At 72.3% G+C, this 18,912-nt stretch carries 17 protein-coding genes; 7 read left to right on the forward strand and 10 right to left on the reverse strand.

Going from position 1 to position 18,912, the window contains the following annotated elements; translation table 11 throughout:
* From KME79_RS27925 to KME79_RS27945, 5 genes are all read left to right on the forward strand, one after another.
* The coding region (locus KME79_RS27925) for a VOC family protein (protein ID WP_219547139.1) at positions 1-558 on the forward strand (558 nt) is incomplete at its 5' end.
* 137 nt (positions 559-695) lie between these two features.
* A complete protein-coding gene (locus KME79_RS27930; RefSeq protein WP_219547141.1) occupies positions 696-1,547 on the forward strand; it encodes a branched-chain amino acid ABC transporter permease in 852 nt (283 codons plus the stop codon).
* Positions 1,540-2,448, forward strand: coding sequence for a branched-chain amino acid ABC transporter permease (locus tag KME79_RS27935; protein ID WP_219547143.1), 909 nt, complete (start codon positions 1,540-1,542; stop codon positions 2,446-2,448). The genes KME79_RS27930 and KME79_RS27935 overlap by 8 nt, the downstream gene beginning before the upstream one ends.
* Positions 2,445-3,233 (forward strand): ABC transporter ATP-binding protein, encoded by a 789-nt coding sequence (locus KME79_RS27940; RefSeq protein WP_148030943.1) that lies wholly within the window; start codon positions 2,445-2,447, stop codon positions 3,231-3,233. Before KME79_RS27935 ends, KME79_RS27940 begins: the two co-directional genes overlap by 4 nt.
* On the forward strand, positions 3,220-3,915 hold the full coding sequence (locus KME79_RS27945) for an ABC transporter ATP-binding protein (protein WP_148030942.1): 696 nt from the start codon (positions 3,220-3,222) through the stop codon (positions 3,913-3,915). Before KME79_RS27940 ends, KME79_RS27945 begins: the two co-directional genes overlap by 14 nt.
* An 80-nt stretch (positions 3,916-3,995) precedes the next feature.
* Here KME79_RS27945 and KME79_RS27950 read toward each other — a convergent pair whose 3' ends face one another.
* From KME79_RS27950 to KME79_RS27985, 8 genes are all read right to left on the reverse strand, one after another.
* Positions 3,996-5,144, reverse strand: a complete 1,149-nt coding sequence (locus KME79_RS27950; protein ID WP_148030941.1) for an acetyl-CoA C-acetyltransferase — start codon at positions 5,142-5,144, stop codon at positions 3,996-3,998.
* 81 nt (positions 5,145-5,225) lie between these two features.
* Positions 5,226-6,380: an acyl-CoA dehydrogenase family protein gene (locus KME79_RS27955; protein WP_219547145.1), complete on the reverse strand. Its 1,155-nt coding sequence runs from the start codon at positions 6,378-6,380 to the stop codon at positions 5,226-5,228.
* 37 nt (positions 6,381-6,417) lie between these two features.
* Positions 6,418-7,596 (reverse strand): CaiB/BaiF CoA transferase family protein, encoded by a 1,179-nt coding sequence (locus KME79_RS27960; RefSeq protein WP_219547147.1) that lies wholly within the window; start codon positions 7,594-7,596, stop codon positions 6,418-6,420.
* A 148-nt stretch (positions 7,597-7,744) separates the two neighbouring features.
* A complete protein-coding gene (locus KME79_RS27965; protein WP_148030938.1) occupies positions 7,745-8,428 on the reverse strand; it encodes a GntR family transcriptional regulator in 684 nt (227 codons plus the stop codon).
* 186 nt (positions 8,429-8,614) lie between these two features.
* Positions 8,615-9,358, reverse strand: a complete 744-nt coding sequence (locus tag KME79_RS27970) for a sulfite exporter TauE/SafE family protein (protein WP_148030937.1) — start codon at positions 9,356-9,358, stop codon at positions 8,615-8,617.
* A gap of 43 nt (positions 9,359-9,401) precedes the next feature.
* A complete protein-coding gene (locus KME79_RS27975) occupies positions 9,402-9,971 on the reverse strand; it encodes a rhodanese-like domain-containing protein (RefSeq protein ID WP_219547154.1) in 570 nt (189 codons plus the stop codon).
* A 24-nt stretch (positions 9,972-9,995) separates the two neighbouring features.
* Positions 9,996-11,330 carry an MBL fold metallo-hydrolase gene (locus KME79_RS27980; RefSeq protein WP_219547156.1) on the reverse strand — a complete coding sequence of 445 codons (1,335 nt, stop codon included), beginning with the start codon at positions 11,328-11,330 and terminating at the stop codon, positions 9,996-9,998.
* 77 nt (positions 11,331-11,407) lie between these two features.
* Positions 11,408-11,677, reverse strand: a complete 270-nt coding sequence (locus tag KME79_RS27985; protein ID WP_148030934.1) for a metal-sensitive transcriptional regulator — start codon at positions 11,675-11,677, stop codon at positions 11,408-11,410.
* Positions 11,678-11,855: 178 nt separating this feature from the next.
* Between KME79_RS27985 and KME79_RS27990 the strand changes: the two genes are divergently transcribed.
* Positions 11,856-14,369, forward strand: coding sequence for a cation-translocating P-type ATPase (locus KME79_RS27990; RefSeq protein WP_246640552.1), 2,514 nt, complete (start codon positions 11,856-11,858; stop codon positions 14,367-14,369).
* A 12-nt stretch (positions 14,370-14,381) separates the two neighbouring features.
* On the opposite strand, the gene KME79_RS27995 is transcribed toward KME79_RS27990, so the two are convergent.
* Complete coding sequence (locus KME79_RS27995) at positions 14,382-14,543, reverse strand: hypothetical protein (protein WP_219547158.1); 162 nt, start codon at positions 14,541-14,543, stop codon at positions 14,382-14,384.
* A gap of 552 nt (positions 14,544-15,095) precedes the next feature.
* Complete coding sequence (locus tag KME79_RS28000; protein WP_219547160.1) at positions 15,096-15,944, reverse strand: universal stress protein; 849 nt, start codon at positions 15,942-15,944, stop codon at positions 15,096-15,098.
* A 202-nt stretch (positions 15,945-16,146) separates the two neighbouring features.
* On the opposite strand from KME79_RS28000, the gene KME79_RS46550 reads away from it, so the two are divergent.
* Positions 16,147-18,870 (forward strand): cation-translocating P-type ATPase, encoded by a 2,724-nt coding sequence (locus KME79_RS46550; RefSeq protein WP_219547162.1) that lies wholly within the window; start codon positions 16,147-16,149, stop codon positions 18,868-18,870.
* Positions 18,871-18,912 lie beyond the last annotated feature (42 nt).

Below are 18,912 nucleotides of genomic sequence, written 5' to 3' on the forward strand. Positions count from 1 at the left end.
TCCCGATCGCCCCGGCACGCCACCAGCGTGCCGGGGCGGCGTCGTCACTCGCACGGAGAGAGGACCTCCACCATGACCCTGGGCATCACCCACCTCGTCCACGCCAACGTGGTCTGCGCGGACTTCGACCGGTCGTTCGACTTCTACACCCGCGTGCTCGGCGCCCGCCTGATCGGGCAGGTCTTCGAGTTCGACGCCGCCGCGGACTTCCAGGCGATCCTCGACGTCACGGGCTCGGTGCGCTGCAAGGCCGCGCTGCTCACCTGGAGCGACGACGACGCCGCGACCTACCTCGACCTGCTGTGCTTCGCCGACGAACGCGGCGAGCCCGTCCCCCGTACGGCCAAGCAGCCCGGCCTGGCCCGGCTGGGCCTGCGCGTCCGCGACATGACGGCCACCCTCGCCCGGATCCGCGAGCACGACGTGCCCGTGGTGGCCGGGCCGGTCACGCTCACCCCCATGCCGGGCCGGCACCGCCACGTGCTCACGATCCGCGACCCGGACGGAACCATGCTGAACCTCATGGAGTTCCCGGAGCTCGGATCCGGCCGTGGTTAACGCCCGTATCGGGACGTAACGGTGGCGTTAACGAGCTGACGGAACGCTGGGCACCTATCTCGTCACACCGAAGTCAGCCTGGTCCCCCAAGGCTGTGAGAGGGAGCGGAGGATGGTGTGCAGCAGACCATTAACGGCTTGGCCTTGGGAAGTACCTACGCCCTGCTGGGCGTAGGCGTCACCTTGGTGTGGGGTGTCCTCGGCATCCTGAATTTCGCGCATGCGCAGATCCTGACCTGGGGCAGCTTCGCCGCCCTGGCGGCCCTGCACCTGGGAGTGCCGGTGCCGCTCGCCATCCTGGTGGGCATGGTGGCGGCCGGCGTGCTGTCGGTGCTCCTCGACCTGGCCGTCCTCGCCCCGCTCCGGGCCCGCAAGGCGCCCGAGTTCTCCTTCGTCGTCGCGACGATCGGCGTCTCGCTCGTGCTCACCACGATCCTGCGCACCTATACCGACGCGCAGACCGAGGCGTTCCCCCGGCAGGGCTTCCCGGTGGGTGCCTTCGAGGTGGCGGGGCAGAACGTGCCGCGGCTCCAGGTCGTCATGCTGGCGATCGCGATCGTGGCGATGGCCGGCCTCGCCTTCTGGCTGAACCGCACCAGGTCGGGGCGGGCGGTGCGGGCGGTCGCCCACAACCGGGAGACCGCCGAACTGCTCGGCGTGAACAGCCAGCTCGTCTTCTCGATCTGCTTCTTCGTCGCCGGCGGCCTCGCCGCCGTGGCCGGCATCTTCGTGGCGGCGTCGGCGGCTCAGGTGTCCTACTCATCGGGTGACGGCCTCCTGCTGGTCGCCTTCGCGGTGATCATCCTCGGCGGCATGGGCTCGGTGAAGGGCGCGATCGTCGGGGGCCTGGTGCTCGGCGTCATCGAGGTGTACGCGACCTCGTACGTGTCCAGCGTGTTCCGGGAGATCATCGCGTTCGCGACCATCCTCGCGGTGCTGGTCGCGCGGCCGTCCGGGTTCTTCGGCAAGAAGGAGGCCGCACGTGTTTGACTGGCTCGAACCGCTCCAGCTCTTCCGGCTGGACACCGCTCTCATCCTCACCCTGCTCGTGGTCAGCGTGCACGTCACGTTCCGGGTCGGCATCATGTCGCTGGCCCCGATGGGATTCGCCGCCGTCGGCGGCTACACGGCCGCCCTCGTCTCCACCAAGACCGAGCTGCCGTTCGCCGTCGGGCTCCTCGCCGCGACGCTGCTCGCCGGGGCGATCGGCGCGCTGTTCGCGCCGCCGGTGCTGCGGCTGCGCGGCATCTACATGGCGCTCGGGAGCCTCGCGCTCGCGCAGGCCATCGTCGTGCTGATCCGGATCAGCGACTTCACCAACGGGCCGAACGGCATCGCCGGCATCCCGGTCGAGGTGAAAACGGAGTACCTCATCATCGCCCTGGCCGTGGCCTTCCTCGTGCTGGAGCTCGGTCACCGCTCCCACTTCGGCCGGGCCGCCAAGGCGGTGCGGCTGGACGAGCGCACCGCCGAGGGCCTGGGCATCAACGTGTTCCGGGTGCGGTTCGTGGCCTTCACCGCCGCCGGCGCGATCGCCGGCTGCGCGGGGGCGCTGGAGGCGCACCGGACCATGGTGATCAGCCCCGACCAGTACGGCTTCGCCACGCTGGTGATCGTGTTCACGTACGTGCTCGTCGGCGGCAACGGGCACTGGGCAGGGCCGGTCCTGCTGACCTGGGGGCTGACGATCCTGCGCGACCTGTTGCAGGTCGCCGGCGGCCACTGGGAGGACATCGTCTACGGCGTGCTGCTCGTGGTGGTGCTGCTGGTGGCGCCGAACGGCCTGTCCGACCGGTCGCTCTACCGGGGGTTGCGACGACGATGGCGGGACCGTGGGAACCCGCCGTCTCCCAAGATCGACGAACCTGCGGAGAAGGTGGCGAGCCCATGACCGCACTCCTGGAACTGTCCGGGGTCAGCAAGCACTTCGGCGGCATGAAGGCCGTGGACGACGTCTCGTTCACCGTGCGGCAGGGCGCCATCTGCGGCCTCATCGGGCCCAACGGCGCCGGCAAGACGACCGTCGTCAACCTCATCAGCGGCTATCTCAAGCCGACGACCGGGACCATCCGGCTCGCCGGGGCGGACGTGGCCGACCTGCGCCCGCACCGCCTCGCCGCCGCGGGCGTCGCCCGCACGTACCAGAACCTGCAGCTCTTCGAGGAGAGCACGGTCCTGGAGAACGTCCTCATCGGCCGTCACCTGTCCTTCAAGGGCCGCCGCTGGCAGATGGGCAGGACCCGCAGGCGGGAGGAGGCCGAGCAGCACGAGGTGGCCCGGCGGCTCATCGACCGCGTCGGACTCACCGGCGTGATCGACGCCGACGTGGCCGAGCTCTCCTACGGCATGCGGCGGCGCGTCGAGATCGCCCGCGCGATGGCCACCGAACCCCGGCTGCTGCTGCTCGACGAGCCCACCGCCGGGATGAACCGCACCGAGTCCGACGAGATCGGCGAGCTCATCCGCTCGATCAACGACGAGGGCGTGACCGTACTGCTCGTCGACCACAACGTCCGGCTCGTCACCGAGGTCTGCCACCGCGTCGTCGTGCTCGACTGGGGCCGCGTCCTCACCGAGGCCGGGCCCACCGAGGTGTGGCAGGACCAACGGGTCAAGACGGCCTATCTCGGCACCCACGACCGTAACGCAGTGGAGGCACCCGATGCTGGTCGTTGAATCCCTCGTCACCCGCTACGGCGCGGTGGAGGCGCTGCACGGGGTGAGCCTCACGGTCGGCACCGGCGAGGCCGTCGCCATCGTCGGCCCGAACGGCGCCGGCAAGACCACCCTGCTGCGGACCATCTCCGGCCTGGTACGGCCCGCCGCCGGCACCGTCGAGATCGACGGCCGGGTGATGGGGCGCACGGCCGCGCACCGGATCGCCCGGCTCGGCGTCAGCCACGTGCCCGAGGGACGGGCCATCCTGTCCACGCTCACCGTGCGGGACAACCTGCTGATGGGCGGCTACCGGCTGCCCGGCGGCGGGGTCGAGGAGCGCATGGCCGAGATGATCGACCTGTTCCCGGTGCTCGGGCGCAAGCTCGACGACCTCGGCGGCGTGCTCTCCGGCGGCGAGCAGCAGATGCTGGCGATCGCGCGCGGGCTCATGGCCAAGCCGCGCCTGCTCATGATCGACGAGCCGTCGATGGGGCTCGCGCCGCGCATCGTCGGGGACGTGCTGGAGGCGCTGAAGCGGGTGGTGGCCACCGGCACCGCCGTGCTGGTGGCGGAGCAGAACGCCGGGCTGGCGCTGGAGGTGGCGGACCGGGCCTACGTGATGGTCGTCGGTGACGTCGTGACCTCCGGCAACAGCGCCGACCTCGACGAGAACCGGCTGCTGGAGACCTACCTGGCCTGACGCGACCTCAGGTGGCCAGGTGGGAACGGCCGGGCCGGCGGTGATCCCGCCGGCCCGGCCGTTTCGTTCCTCGCTCTGCCTCAGAGGCGTTCGATGATGGTGACGTTGGCCTGGCCGCCGCCCTCGCACATCGTCTGCAGGCCGTAGCGGCCGCCGGTGCGCTCCAGGTGGTTGAGCAGCGTCGTCATCAGCCGCGCGCCGGTCGCGCCGAGCGGGTGGCCCAGCGCGATCGCCCCGCCGTTGGGGTTGACCCTGGCCGGGTCGAAGCCGGTCTCCTTCAGCCAGGCGAGCACCACGGGCGCGAACGCCTCGTTGATCTCGACGGCGTCGATGTCGTCCGGCGTCATCTTGGCCCGCCGCAGCGCCCGCTCCGTCGCGGGGATCGGGGCGGACAGCATCATGATCGGATCGTCGGCCATCACGCTCATGTGGTGGATGCGCGCCCGGGGGGTCAGCCCGAGGTGCTTCACCGCGCGCTCGCCGGCGATCAGCAGAGCCGCGGAGCCGTCGCTGATCTGGCTCGCGCAGGCCGCGGTGATGCGCCCGCCGGGCAGCAGCGTGGGCAGCGACCTGATCTTCTCCCAGTTCGGCTCGCGCGGGCCGTCGTCGGCGCCGACGCCGTCGAGCGGCGCGATCTCCGGCTCGAAGAGCTTGTCAGCGTTCGCCCGCAGCGCCCGCTCGTGCGACTCGACGGCGAACTCCTCCATCTGCTCGCGGGAGATGTCCCAGTGGGTGGCCATCATCTCCGCGCCACGGAACTGGCTGACCTCGCCGTCCCCGAACCGGCCGGTCCACGCCGGCGAGGTGGAGAACGGGTCGTCGAAGCCGAGCGCCCGGCCCGCGTTCGCCGCCGACATCAGCGGCACCATGCTCATGTTCTGCACGCCGCCGGCGACGACGAGGTCCATCGTGCCGCTCATCACGGCCTGCGCGGCGAAGTGCACGGCCTGCTGGGCCGATCCGCACTGCCGGTCGATCGTCACCCCCGGCACGTGCAGCGGGAACCCCGCCGCGAGCCAGCAGGTGCGGGCGATGTCGAACGACTGCGGACCCACCGAGTCCACGTTGCCGAACACGACGTCGTCGACGAGTCCCGGGTCGATCCCGGTCCGCTCGACCAGGGCGCGGATGCTGTGGGCGCCGAGGTCGGCGGGATGGACGGTGCTCAGCGGCCCGCCCCGCTTGGTCACCGGGGTACGGACGGCATCGATGATGAAAGCTTCAGCCATGCCGGGAGGCTACGAGCGCGGCGTTATCCCGGCGTGCGCCGGATGACGGCCCGGCGTTACCCGGCCCGTGCGACCCCGCCGTCAGAAGGGCAGGCCGCCGCGCTCGACGAGTTGCCGGGCGATGACGTCGCGCTGGATCTCGTTGGTGCCCTCGCCCACGATCATCAGCGGGGCGTCGCGGAAGTAGCGCTCGACGTCGAACTCGGTGGAGTAGCCGTAGCCGCCGTGCACCCGGATCGCGTTGAGGGCGATCTCCATCGCGACCTCCGAGCAGAACAGCTTCGCCATGCCCGCCTCCATGTCGCTGCGCTCACCCGAGTCGTAGCGCTCGGCCGCGTACAGCAGCAGCCGTCGGGCGGCGGTCAGCTTGGTGCCCATCTCGGCGAGGTGGTTGCCGACGGCCTGGTGCCGCCAGATCGGCCTGCCGAACGACTCCCGCTGCTGGGCGTAGGCGAGCGCGTCGTCGAACGCGGCCCTGGCCACCCCGGTCGCCCGCGCCGCCACCTGGATGCGGCCGATCTCCAGGCCGCGCATCATCTGCGTGAACCCGGCGCCCTCCACGCCGCCGAGCAGCGCGTCCGCCGGGACCCGCGCGCCGTCGAAGACCACCTCACAGCTCTCCACGCCCTTGTAACCGAGCTTGGGCAGGTCGGCGGTGACGGTGACCCCCGGCACCTTCTCCACCAGCAGGACGGAGATGCCGCGGTGCCGGGGCTCGGCCGCGGGGTCGGTCTTGCACAGCAGCGCCACCAGACCCGACATGCGGGCGTTGCTGATCCAGGTCTTGGTGCCGTCGATCACGTACCCGTCGCCGTCACGCCTGGCCACGGTGCGCATCGCCTGCAGGTCGGAGCCGCCGCCGGGCTCGGTGAGCGCCATCGTGGCGCGCAGCTCGCCCGTCGCCATCCGCGGCAGGTAGCGGTCCTTCTGCTCCTGAGTGCCGTACGCGAGGATGAGCCTGGCCACCACGGTGTGCCCGCCCATGGCCCCGGCGAGGCTCATCCATCCACGTGCCAGCTCCTCGGTGATCATCGCGAAGCACGGGGTGGAGACCTGGACGTCGCCGTACGGCTCGGGGATGGCGAGACCGTAGACGCCCATCCGCTTCATCTGGTCGATGAGCTCGCCCGGATAGGCGTTGGCGTGCTCCAGTTCCCTCGCGACCGGCCGTACCTCGCGGTCGACGAAGTCGCGCACCGCCTCGACCATGGCCGTCTCTTCGGCGTTCAACGTCATCGGTACTCCTTCGCTGATCTCGCGGTGCCGCCCCGCGTCAGATGATCTTCTCGTCGGCCAGGCAGGCGATCTCCCCCGGTGAGCGGCCCAGCTCGGCCAGGACGGCCGCGGTGTGCTCGCCGACGGCCGGCACCGGGTCCATCCGCGGCTCCTCGTCGCCGAGGGAGATCGGGGGGAGCAGCGCGCGGATGGCGCCGCCGGGGGTGTCGACGTCCCGCCACCGCTTGCGCTCCCGCAGCACCGGGTGGTCCAGGAAGTCGCCGACCGTGTTGACGCCGGCGTTCGCGATCCCGGCCCGGTCGAGCAGGGCGGAGGCCTCGGCCGCGCCGAAAGCGGCGAAGCGGGCGTCCACGATCGCCTCCAGGGCGTCGCGGTTGGCCACGCGCAGCGTGTTGGTGGCGAAGCGCGGGTCGGTGGCGAGTTCGGGCGCGCCGAGGAACTCCGCGCAGAACCGCACCCACTCGGTCTCGTTCTGGATCGAGATCAGGACCGTGCGCCCGTCTCCCGCGGTGAACGGCCCGTACGGGGCGATGGTGGCGTGCCGGGCGCCCGCGCGCGGTTGCTGGCGGCCGCTCCCGGCGGTGTAGTAGGCCGGCTGGCCCATCCACTCGGCCAGGGCCTCGAACAGCGAGACCTCCAGGGTGGCGCCCTCGCCCGTGAGCCGCCGCTGGTAGAGGGCGGCGAGGACGGCGCTGAAGCCGTACATCCCGGCGGCGATGTCGGCGACCGAGATGCCGACCCGGGCGGGCTCGTCCGCCGACCCGGTGAGCGAGACCAGGCCGGCCTCGCACTGGGCGAGCAGGTCGTACGCCTTGCGGCCGGCCCACGGGCCGTCGCTGCCCCAGCCGGTGATGCCGAGCACGATCTTGCGGGGGTCCCGTGCCCGCACGGCGGCGGCCGACAGGCCGAGCCGGTCGGCCGCGCCCGGCCCGAGGTTCTGCACCAGCACGTCGGACCGGCCGACCAGCTCGTGCAGGATCTCCCGGCCGCGCGGCGACTTCACGTCCAGCGTCACCGACTCCTTGGAACGGTTGAGCCAGACGAAGTAGCTGGACTGTCCGTTGATCGACTCGTCGTAGCGCCGGGCGAAGTCGCCGGAGCCGGGCCGCTCGATCTTGATCACCCGGGCGCCGAGGTCGGCGAGCTGGCGCGTCGCGAACGGCGCGGCCACCGCGTGTTCGAGCGCGACCACGGTGATCCCTGTAAGTGGCAGCACGTCTCCCCTTTCGTCCCGATATAAAATATATTATTTATGCTCGAATCGCCAGATGTCTCATGAATCTCGTAGCTGAGCAGGATTTCCCCCCGCACACGGGAGCGCGAAACTCTATAGAGACCGGCCGGCACCTGGCTCCATGAACGGGCTACGCGGGGTCCTGCTCGCCCGCCGCGCGCTTGTCGAACTGCCTGGCCAGCAGATCCCCGGCGTTGGCGATGTGATCGTGCATCGCCGCCCGCGCCGCCTCCGCGTCCCGGGCGCGCAGGCCCTCCAGGATCTTCGAATGGTCGTGCAGGGTGGCCTGCGGCCACCCCTCGATCTCCGAGTAGAAGCGGGTGGGGATGTACCGCCCGGTCAGGGTCAGCACCCACGTGATCTTGCGGGCGTCCGCGACCAGGTTGATCAGGCGGTGGAAGGCGTGGTTCTTCTCCTCCAGCAGCGCCAGGTCCTTGCGGTACGCCGCCGCCAGCAGCTCGTGATGCAGGGCGTCGAGCTCGTCGAGCTCGTCAGGGGTCGCCCGGACCGCGGCCCGGGCGGCCAGCTCCCCCGAGATCAGCGCGTGCGCCTCGAACAGGTCGCGGATGTCCTGCCCCGTCAGCCGCGCCACCTGGAACCCACGCCGGGGCAGCAGCTCCAGGAAGCCCTCCACGCGCAGCACGTGCAGCGCCTCGCGGGCCGGGGTCGCGGAGATGCTCAGCGCCTGGCCGACCGCCTCCGGCCGGACGGAGTCGCCCGGACGCCACTGCCCCGACATGATCATGCTGCGCACGTAGGCGGCGGCGTCGTCGCTGAGCTGCGGCCGCCCCGCCTCTGCCGCCCTGGCGCCCATCGCACCACCTCTCGTCTCGGCTCCCCCGACGCGTGTCGCGCTGAAGATCCTAGACGCGCAGCGTCCCGCACGACACCCCGATCGGCTATATTATCCGGCCGATCCGAGCGGATACGGTCGCCGTACCAGGGGTTTCGTCTCTATAGAAGCAGCCACCCGGCGCCGGCGCCAGGGTGCTCCATCCGCCTACAGCGGCGCCTGCTGGACGAGGACGACGACGCCCGTCACCAGGACGAACCAGCCGAACCCGCTGCGCAGCCGGTCGGCGTCGAGGCGGCCCGCGAGGGCGCCGCCGACGAGCCCGCCGGCCACGGCCGCCGCGGTCACCGACAGCGCCAGGGACCAGTCGACGGGCGTGGAGTGCAGGTATCCGGCCAGGCCGGCCAGCGACTTCATGGCGATGACGACCAGTGAGGTGCCCACCGCCGCGCCCATGGGCAGGCCGCCGAGCAGCACCAGCGCGGGCACGACCAGGAAGCCGCCGCCCGCGCCGACGAGCCCGGTCACCAGGCCGACCACGGCGCCTTCGGCGACCACGTGCGGGACGGGCAGCTCTCGCGGGACCGCACGGGTGACACGACGGCCACGGATCATGGCGACGGCGGTGGCGAGCATCATGGCCGCGAAGGCCACCATGAGCAGCGTCTCGGGCAGGTGCGGGCCGATCAGGCCGCCCCCGTACGCGCCCGCCATGCCCGCGGCGCCGAAGATCAGCCCGGTGCGCCAGCGGACGCGCCCGGCCCTGGCGTGGCCGACGGCGCTGACGGCGCTGGTGACGGCCACGACGAACAGCGACATGGCGATGGCCTGCTTGACCGGGACACCCGCCAGGTAGACCAGCAGGGGAACGGTGAGGATGGACCCTCCGCCGCCGAAGAGTCCGAGCGTCATGCCCACCACGACGGCGGCGGCGAGAGTCAAGGCGATCACAAATACCCCCGGGGGTATGTAAAGGACATGAGAAAGCGCCTGGTCAAGGGGCCGAAGGCCCGCGCAGACGGGCGACGGCGGCTTCGACGTCCACCTCGCCGGCGCGGTTGTAGGGCAGCTTGGCCAGCAGCATGCCCATGGCGCAGGTGTCGGTGAGCGCCGCGACCGTCAGGCCCGCGCCGACGAACGCGGCGACGAACACGGCGGCCGGGACCCACAGGCTGGTCACGGCCGAGACGAGCACGATGCTCCCGGCGACGAGCCGGACCTGCCGCTCCAGCGGCCAGCGCGGCCGGCCGCGGTTGACGGGTGCTCCGGAGGCGATCCAGGCGTTCATGCCGCCGTCCAGCACCGCCACGCCGGGCAGTCCGGCCTCGCTGAGCGCTCTGCGGGCCCGCTCGGCCCGGCCGCCGGACTGGCAGACGAGCACCATGCGGCCGCCGGCGTCCTGGACGATGCGTCGCAGGTGGGCGTCCACCTGGTCGAGCGGCAGGTTGACGGCGCCGTCGATGTGGGCGGACTCGAACTCGGACGGGGTGCGGACGTCCACGACGAGGACGCCGGGGTCGGTCGTGATCAGTGCGCGGGCGGTGGCGGTGTCGATGTGGGACACGAAGGTTCTCTCCTGGGAAGGTTGTCAGGCGGTGTGGTGCTGGCGGAGGGCGTCGGCGACCTCGGCGATGCCCGCGCCGTTGAGCGCGACCGGCCGGTAGCCACGGCCGGCGAGGAAGCCGGCGGCGATGGCCGCGCGGCGCCCGGAGGCGCAGGCGACGAGTACGGGTCGCTCCGGGTCGAGTTCGGCGGGCACGCCCTGGACGAACAGGTCGGGCAGGAAGCGCTCCACCGTGCCCGGCAGCCGGACCTGCTCCCGCTCGCTGGGCATCCGGACATCCAGCAGTTGCGCGCGCGGCTGGGCGAGTCGCTTGACGAAGACGTCGAGCCCGGCGAGCTCGTAGGTCTGCGTGGCGTCCGGGCCGGGATGCCGGACGACGCCCCGCACGGTGTCGATGCCGATCTGGGCGAGCTGCGTGACGGCTTCGGTGACGTCCTGGCCGGGCTCGGCGACCAGCGTGATCGGCTCGGCGTACGGCAGCAGCCAGCCGGTCCAGCTGCCGAAGTCCTCGTCCAGCTCGATGCCGGTAGAGCCGGGCAGCATGCCGCGGGCCTGCACCCCGCGCGGGCGGATGTCCACGACGTGGGAGCCCTCCGGCGCGGCGTCGAGCTCGGGGACGCGCACGGCCGGCATGGGCGGGGCGCCGAGCGTGTTGGCCGGGCCCATGTGCCGGTAGAAGGCCGGGATGGGCATGGGAGCGGTGAGCATGGCGTCGGCGAACTCCTCCGGGTCGTCGATGGCCAGCATCGGGTTGCCCTCGCGCTCGGCTCCGATGGTGGACGTCAACCGGCCGGCGCCGCTGGCCGTGCAGAACGAGCCCTCGCCATGGGTCGGGTACAGCCCGACGCCGGGAGGCAGCGCGGCCAGGCGGTGCAGCGAGCCGTGCTGCAGGCGGGCCAGGGAGCGGGCGCGCTCGGGACCGAGCAGGTCGGGCCGGCCCGCCGAGGCGACCAGCAGGCTGCCGCCGGAGAAGAGCGCCACCGGCTCGCCGTCGACGAGCACCAGGTAGCTGGTGTGCTCGGGCGTGTGGCCGGGCGTGTGGATGGGCCGGAGGGTCAGGCCGGCGCCGCCGTCGATGTCCTCCAGGTGGAAGGCGGGCGTGTGCCGGTAGGCGGGCGTCGCGGCGGCCGGCAGCACCAGCTCGGCGCCGGTGCGCAGCGCGGCCTGCTCGCCGCCGGAGACGTAGTCGTTGTGGATGTGGGTTTCCAGCACGAACCGCAGCTCGACGTCGCGCTCGGCGGCGGCGTCCAGGAAGCGGCCGATGTCGCGCTGCGGGTCGACGAGGACGCCCTTGCCCTCGTACGTCAGCAGGTAGGTCTGGTCGCCCAGGCCGGGCGTCCGGAAAGAGGTGATGTCCATCGTGCGTCCATTCCCATTAAATACCCCTGGGGGTATAGGAGAGTCAGAAAAACGCGGCCACGACGTGGCCGCGGGTCTCAGGCGAGCGCGAGGAAGAGCTTCTCCAGCTCCGCCACGCTCATGGGCGGCTGGTCGCCGCGGTTCTGCGCGTCCTGGCAGTGCCGCAGACCGGAGGCGACGATCTTGAACCCGGCGCGGTCGAGCGCCTTGGAAACGGCGGCGAGCTGGGTGAGCACCTTCGTGCAGTCCTCCCCCGCCTCGATCATCGCGATCACCCCGGCGAGCTGGCCGTGCGCCCGCTTCAGTCGAGTCAGCGCGTCGCCCACCATGCTCTCGTTCAGCTCCATGACCGCAGCATACCCCTAGGGGTACCCTTCTCCGCAAATCGGGCTCGGGCACGTAGGTCCCGGGGTCCTGGGAATAGGTCATCGAGGCCGGACTGTGTGACCTTCGGCCCTGGCCACCCGACTGTGACCAGCGAAGATGAGGGAGAGGTCGTGCGAGCCGGGAGAGATGGGTGAACCGATGACGCTGGCATCACCGGGGCTGACGTCGGAGGAGGCGGCCGTACGGCTGGACCTCGACGGACCCAACCTGCTGCCCGCCAAGCCGCCCACGCCGCTGTGGCGGCGGGTGGCCGGGCAGCTCCGTGACCCGCTGATCGTCGTGCTGCTGGTGGCCACCGCGCTGACCGCGTTCACCGGCGACTGGACGGACATGACCGTCATCCTCCTGGTGATCGTCGTCAACACCGGCGTCGGCGTCACCCAGGAGGTGCGCGCCGACAGGGCCATAACCGCGCTGTCCACGCTCACCGCGCCCACGGCCCGGGTCGTCAGGGACGGCGCCCAGCGGGAGGTGCCCGCGGCCGAGGTCGTCCAGGGCGACGTGCTGGTGCTGGCCGAAGGCGACATCGTCCCGGCCGACGCCCGCCTGGGAGAGGCCGCGGCCCTGCTGATCGACGAGTCCGCGCTGACCGGCGAGTCGGTGCCGGTGGACAAGAACCCCGGTGACGAGATCGCCGCGGGCACGGTGGTGCTGCGCGGGCGCGGCCGGGGCGAGGTGAGCGCGACCGGCGCGGCCAGCGCGACCGGGCGGATCGCGGCGTTGATGGTGGCGGCGGCCGGGCTGACGCCCCTGCAGCGGCGGCTGGTCGGGGTGGGGCGGCTGCTGGCCGGGGTGACGGTGTTCCTGTGCGTGGTGGTCGGGGCGCTGGGCCTGGTGCGCGGGCAGCCGCTGGAGCTGATGGTGATCACCGCGATCAGCCTGGTGGTGGCGGCGGTGCCGGAGTCGCTGCCCGCCGTGGTCACTCTCAGCCTGGCGCTGGGTGCCCGGCGGATGGCCGCGCGGCGCGCCCTCGTACGCCGCCTGCACGCCGTCGAGACGCTCGGCTCGGTCACCGTCCTGGCCACCGACAAGACCGGCACCCTCACCGAGGGACAGATGGTCGTGCGCCGGCTGTGGACCCCCGCCGCGCGCGCGGCGCTCACCGGGACCGGCTACGGGCCGGACGGGGAGGTCGAGGGCGACGCGGCGCCCGAGGCGTTCGCCGGCCTGCTGACGGCCGCCGCGCTGTGCAACGACGCGCGGCTGATACGGGGCGACGGCGAGGAGTGGCGGGCCCTGGGCGACCCGACCGAGGCCGCGCTGCTGACCGCGGCCACCAAGCTCGGCCTGGACCGCGGCGAGCTGGACCGCCGTTACCCCCGCATCGCCGAACGGCCCTTCGACAGCGCCCGCAAGCGGATGAGCACCCTGCACCGGCTGCCCGAGGGCCGGTCGAAGGTGATCTGCAAGGGCGCGCCGGAGGTGCTGCTGCGCGCGCCGGTCCTCGCCGACGACCGTGCGCTCCTGGACGACGCCGCCGCCGAGGCGGCACGCCTCGCCCTCGAGGGTTACCGGGTCCTGGCCGTGGCCGAGGCCGACCTGCCCGGCATCCCCGAGGAGGTGCCGGAGGAAGGGCTGCGGCTCCTCGGCCTGGTCGCCATCCTCGACCCGCCCCGCCGGGCCGCCGCCGGCACCATGGCCGCCTGCCGGCGCGCCGGCATCCGGCCGATCCTGATCACCGGCGACCATCCGGGCACCGCCGGCGCCATCGCCACCGAACTCGGCATCATCGGACCCGGCGAGCCGGTCGTCGACTGCCGCGCCCTCGCCACCTCCGACGGACACTCCGGCGCCTCCGTGTACGCGCGCGCCACCCCCGAGCAGAAGCTCGCCCTCATCGAGGACATGCGGGCGGACGGCGAGGTGGTCGCGATGACCGGCGACGGCGTCAACGACGGCCCCGCGCTGCGCCGCGCCGACATCGGCGTCGCCATGGGGGGACGCGGCACCGAGGTCGCCCGCCAGGCCGCGGATCTGGTCCTGGCCGACGACGACCTGGACACCGTGGTCGCCGCCGTCGACGAGGGCCGCCGCGTCTACGCCAACATCCGCCGCTTCCTGGTCTACGGCCTGTCCGGTGGCGCCACCGAGATCGCCGTCATGCTGATCGGCCCGGCGTTCGGGCTCGCGCTGCCGCTGCTGCCCGCCCAGATCCTCTGGGTCAACCTGCTCACCCACGGCCTGCCCGGCGTCGCGCTCGGCGGCGAGCCCGCCGAACCGGCCGCGATGCGCCGCCCGCCGCGCCCGCCGGACCAGAGCATCCTCGGCGCGGGCCTGTGGCAGCGGGTGATCCGCATCGCGGTCGTCCTGACCGTCGTCACGCTCGGCGTCGCCGTCTGGGCCCTGCACACCGGACGTCCCTGGCAGAGCATGGCGTTCTTCACCCTGGGCGCCGTCCAGCTCGGCGTCGCGCTCGGGTCCCGCGCGCGCCCCGGCTCCCTCGCCAACCCGGCGCTGCTGGTCGCCGTGGCCGGAGCGCTGCTGCTGCAGCTCGCCGGCCTGTACGTGCCGCTGCTCCGCGACCTGCTCAGCACCGAACCCCTCGCCGCCGGAGACCTGCTCGTCGTGACCGCGCTGTCGGTCCTCGGTTACGCCGCCGCCCGGCTGGACCGCATCCTGCATCGCGAGCCCGTGCCCGAAGCCGTCCGCTGACTGCCACCGGAGTCAGGGAAGGGCGAACCGCGCGGCGTGCCCGAAGGCGATGGCGGGCACCGTGTGGTGCGCGTCGTAGGGGCTCGGCCTGAGCGCCGCGTCGGAGAACGCCCGCGGCCGTCGCAGGACCTGCGCAGCGAGGAGCGCCAGGTGATCTACGGCAGCCTGATCCACAAGCTCAAGCCGTTCGAGCTGTTCGAGAACCAGTACCTGGGGTCGGAGCTGCTCCGGCAGATCTTCGACGTGGACGAGATGCTGTACTTCGTGGCCCCGGACTACTGGAGGCCCCGAACGGTCCCGCCGGTCCCGCCCGATCCCCCGGACCCTCCCCTGCCCACGAAGGACAGCGTCGGCGATCGATCCGCGCGGCCACGCCACCGACGAGTGGCGGGTCAACTACCTCATCACCGAGCAGACACAGCCCGCGCCCCTGGGGAGCTCACTCGGCTGGCTGATCCAGATCGACGGCGACGCCCGCCGCAACGAGTTCCTCAACGCCGCGTGGGCCAAGGCGGTCCTGCCCGTACGGCCAGGACGCGAGAGCGCCGCACTGGAGTGGCTCCGGCAGGCGAACGTCGAGGGAGAGGCGGCACTCGACCTCCCGTACGAGTTCCAGGAAGGCGACCCCCCGGCCTATCAGGGCAAGAAGGTGGGAGAAGTCCTGGACATCCTCGCGTCCCAGTTGCAGCAGTCCAACACGCTCATCGGCAGCTGTGACCGGCCGTGTCACCTGTCGCCCGCCGCCGAGGGCCGGACGACCGCCACCGGGCAGGTGACGTGGTTCAGCACGCCGCGGCTCACCGAGCCGAGCACGGCCGAGGCGAAGCCGCCCATGCCACGCGAGCCCACCACGACCAGATCGGCCGTGGCCGAAGCCTTCATGAGGGCCGCGACGGGATGCTCGCACACCTGCTCGTCGGTGATCTCGACGTCCGGGTTCTCCTCCCGCCACGGCGTCACCGCTTCGCGGGCCTTGCGCTGCTGCTCCTCGAAGGCGCTGTCCAGGACACCGACGTAGGCGGCGGCGTACGGCACGGACATCGGCACCTGCCAGGCGAACACCGCGTGGACACGGGCCCGGCGGGCGCGCGCCTGCTCGATGGCGTACCTCATCGCCGTCCGGGAGCACTTCGAGCCGTCGTAGCCGACCACGACCCGCCCGTACGTCGCCTCGGCCCTGCCGCGCACGACGACGACGGGCACGGCGGCGTATCCCGCCACGGCCGCGCTGACCGAGCCGAGCAACATCGCGGCGAAGCCGCCCCGTCCCCGGCTGCCCAGGACCACGCACTCGGCCGAGGCCGACTCGATGATCAGCTGCTCGACGACGTTGCCGCTCCGCACCTCCGTGGTCACCTCCACGTCTGACGCCACCTCGTGTGCCCGGGCGGCGGCGGCCCGCAGCGCATCGGCGCCGTACCGCGACTCGGCCTCGTCCAGGACGAGCGGCCAGTGCTCGTGCACGTGCACGAGGTGGAGCGAGCGCCCGCGGCGGTGCGCGTCGGCGGCCGCCCACTCGACGGCCGCGGTCGCCGGCACGGAACCGTCCACTCCGGCCATGATCTTTCCCGCCATGACACGCCCTCCCCTTCAGCCGGCCACCGTGCTGCCCCTCTCCGTATCTCCCCAGGTTGATGCGGTTGATTCCGTCCCAAGGGCCGCCCCGCGGATTGCCTTCTCCAGACCCCCGCCACGCACGTTCTGGGTATCAACCCATCTTCGCGGACCCCTGGAGGGAGCCGGGCAGGAAGGTGATCCAGTGCGGGGGATGTGATCGATGAGCCAGGCGGAGCAGCCGGCCCAGGGCCGGGAGGTCGATCCGACTGAACGGCTGGAGCTGCTGCTGCGTGATCTGCGCAGCGCCCGGTCCGGTCTGACCTCGCGGGAGGCGGCGCGGCGGCTGGTCCAGTACGGCCCGAACGAGCTCCACCGCCGTGGTGGTCATCGGTGGCCTGGGGAGCTGGTGCGGCAGTTCACCCACCCGCTGGCGCTGCTGCTCTGGGCGGCCGCGGCTCTGGCGTGGGTGGCGGGGATCATCCCGGTGGCGGTGGCGATCGTGGTGGTGATCGTCATCAACGCGGCGTTCGCGTTCGTCCAGGAGTTGCAGGCCGAGCGGGCGGTCGAGGCGCTGGCCGCGTACCTGCCGGTGCAGGCGAAAGTGCTGCGCGACGGGCGTCCGGCGGTGGTGCCCGCCGCCGAGCTGGTGCCCGGCGACGTCCTGGTGATCGACGAGGGGGACCGGATCTCGGCGGACGCCCGGTTGGTCGAGGGCGGTGTCGAGATCGACCTGTCGATGCTGACCGGCGAGGCCATGCCGGTCTTCCGCTCAGCGGTGCTGCTGGATACCGGGGTGAGCCTGCTGCGGGCTCGCGACCTGGTGTTCTCCGGGACGATGTGCACCGAGGGCCGGGCTCGGGCGGTGGTGTTCGCCACCGGGATGCGGACCGAGCTGGGGCGGATCGCGGCGCTGTCGGAACGCGTCCAGCGCGAGGAGAGCCCGCTGGAGCGGCAGGTCCGCAAGGTGGCGTGGCTGATCGCGGCGATCGCGGTGGTCACCGGGGCGGCCTTCGTCCCGCTGGCGACCTTCGGCGCGCACCTGCCGGTGCCGGAGGCCGCGGTGTTCGCCGTGGGGCTGCTGGTGGGCAACGTGCCGGAGGGCCTGCTGCCGGTGATCACCCTGGCGCTGGCCCTGGGCGTGCGCGACCTGGCGCGGCGGGGAGCGGTGGTCAAACGGCTGAGCGCGGTGGAGACGCTGGGGGCGACGGGGGTGATCTGCACCGACAAGACCGGCACGCTCACGGAGAACCGCATGCGCGTCACCGTGATCTGGACCGCCGCCGGGACCTACGAGCCGGAGGACGGCCCGGCGGCCGGGGACGCCCGGGACCCGGCGCTCGGAGGGCTGCTCTCCGTCATGGTGGCGTGCAACAACGCCCAGCGCGACCTCGCCGGAACCCTGACGGGCGACCCGACCGAGATGGCGATGCTCGCCGCCGCCGACCGGCTCGGCCCACCCGGCCGGACCGGCGGGCGGCTGCGCCTGTTCCACTTCGACCCGGTGCTGAAGCGGATGTCGACCGTCGACGAACGTGACGGCGGCACGTGGGTGGACACCAAGGGAGCTCCCGAGACGGTCCTGCCGCTCTGCACCGCGATCATGGAGGGCGGCGAGGTCCGGCCTTTCACCGCGGCCCGGCGCCACGACGTCGAACAGGTCGTGGACGCCCACGCCCGCCGGGGCCTGCGCGTGCTCGCCCTGGCCGCACGCCGCCTCGATCCGGCACGGCCCGCGCCCCAGGAGCGTGCGGACGCCGAACGCGAACTGACTCTGCTGGGCCTGGTGGCGATGCACGACCCGCCGCGGGCCGAAGTCGCCGAGGCCGTCGCGTACTGCCATGCCGCCGGCATCCGCATCATCGTGGTCACCGGTGACCACGCGCTGACCGCGGCGGCGATCGCCCAGCAGGTGGGCATCGCCGGCGAGCACCCGGTGGTCGTCACCGGTGAGCGGCTCGACGCCATGAGCGAGCACGACCTCGACGCGCTGCTGCGCGAGCACCGTCAGCTGATCTTCGCGCGCAGCTCGCCCGAGGCCAAGCTGCGGATCGCCGACGCGCTGCGCGCCGAGGGGCACGTGGTGGCGATGACCGGCGACGGGGTCAACGACGCGCCGGCGCTGCGCCGCGCCGACATCGGAGTCGCCATGGGGCGCTCGGGCACCGACGTGGCCAAGGAAGCCGCCACGATGGTGCTCACCGACGACAACTTCGCCACCATCGTGGCCGCCATCAGGTCAGGCCGGCAGGTCTACGACAACATCCGCAAGTTCATCTGTTACATCTTCGCCCACACCACCCCCGAGATCGTCCCGTTTCTGGTGTTCGCCCTGGCGGGCGGGGCCGTCCCGCTTCCGCTCACGGTGCTGCAGCTGCTCGCCTTCGACGTCGGCACCGAGACCCTGCCCGCGCTCGCGCTCGGACGCGAACCCGCCGAGCCCGGTCTCATGCGGCGCCCGCCGCGCGAGCGCTCGGAGAGCGTGATCCGCACCTCGATGCTGCTGCGCGCCTGGCTGTTCCTCGGCGTGATCTGCGCCGTCCTGTCCATGTCCGGGTTCTTCTACGTACTCCTGAGAGCCGGTTGGCACCCGGGCGATCCGACCGGTCCCGGGAGCCCGTTGCACCATGCCTACCGGCAGGCGACCACCATGACCTTCCTCGGCATGATCACGTGCCAGATCGGCACCGCGTTCGCGGCCCGCACCGAACGCGCCTCCCTGCGCTCGGTCGGCGTCACCTCCAACCCTTTGCTGCTGTGGGGCATCGCCTTCGAGCTGGCCCTGGCCGCCGTGCTCATCTACACCCCGCCGTTCCAGGCGCTGCTGGGCACCGCCGCCCTGACAGTGGACATGCTCGCCTTCGTGGCCCCGTTCCCGTTGATCGTCTGGGGCGCCGACGAGATCCGCCGGTGGCTGCTGCGCCGCCGGGAGGCCCAGCAGCTGTGATCGGTCTCGCGGCGGTTCCGTGAATGTGCCCTTGCCCAATGA

Origin of the sequence: Nonomuraea harbinensis (assembly GCF_019396385.1) — a bacterium.
Lineage (GTDB): Bacteria > Actinomycetota > Actinomycetes > Streptosporangiales > Streptosporangiaceae > Nonomuraea > Nonomuraea ferruginea.

Bases quoted from the DNA above. Each gene is read 5' to 3' on its own strand.
- KME79_RS27950 (WP_148030941.1), bottom strand. From the start codon at position 5,144: ATGGCTGAAGCTTTCATCATCGATGCCGTCCGTACCCCGGTGACCAAG.
- KME79_RS46550 (WP_219547162.1), top strand. From the start codon at position 16,147: ATGAGCCAGGCGGAGCAGCCGGCCCAGGGCCGGGAGGTCGATCCGACT.
- KME79_RS27945 (WP_148030942.1), top strand. From the start codon at position 3,220: ATGCTGGTCGTTGAATCCCTCGTCACCCGCTACGGCGCGGTGGAGGCG.
- KME79_RS28000 (WP_219547160.1), bottom strand. From the start codon at position 15,944: ATGGCGGGAAAGATCATGGCCGGAGTGGACGGTTCCGTGCCGGCGACC.
- KME79_RS27965 (WP_148030938.1), bottom strand. From the start codon at position 8,428: ATGGGCGCCAGGGCGGCAGAGGCGGGGCGGCCGCAGCTCAGCGACGAC.
- KME79_RS27940 (WP_148030943.1), top strand. From the start codon at position 2,445: ATGACCGCACTCCTGGAACTGTCCGGGGTCAGCAAGCACTTCGGCGGC.
- KME79_RS27985 (WP_148030934.1), bottom strand. From the start codon at position 11,677: ATGGAGCTGAACGAGAGCATGGTGGGCGACGCGCTGACTCGACTGAAG.
- KME79_RS27990 (WP_246640552.1), top strand. From the start codon at position 11,856: ATGACGCTGGCATCACCGGGGCTGACGTCGGAGGAGGCGGCCGTACGG.
- KME79_RS27980 (WP_219547156.1), bottom strand. From the start codon at position 11,330: ATGGACATCACCTCTTTCCGGACGCCCGGCCTGGGCGACCAGACCTAC.
- KME79_RS27955 (WP_219547145.1), bottom strand. From the start codon at position 6,380: ATGACGTTGAACGCCGAAGAGACGGCCATGGTCGAGGCGGTGCGCGAC.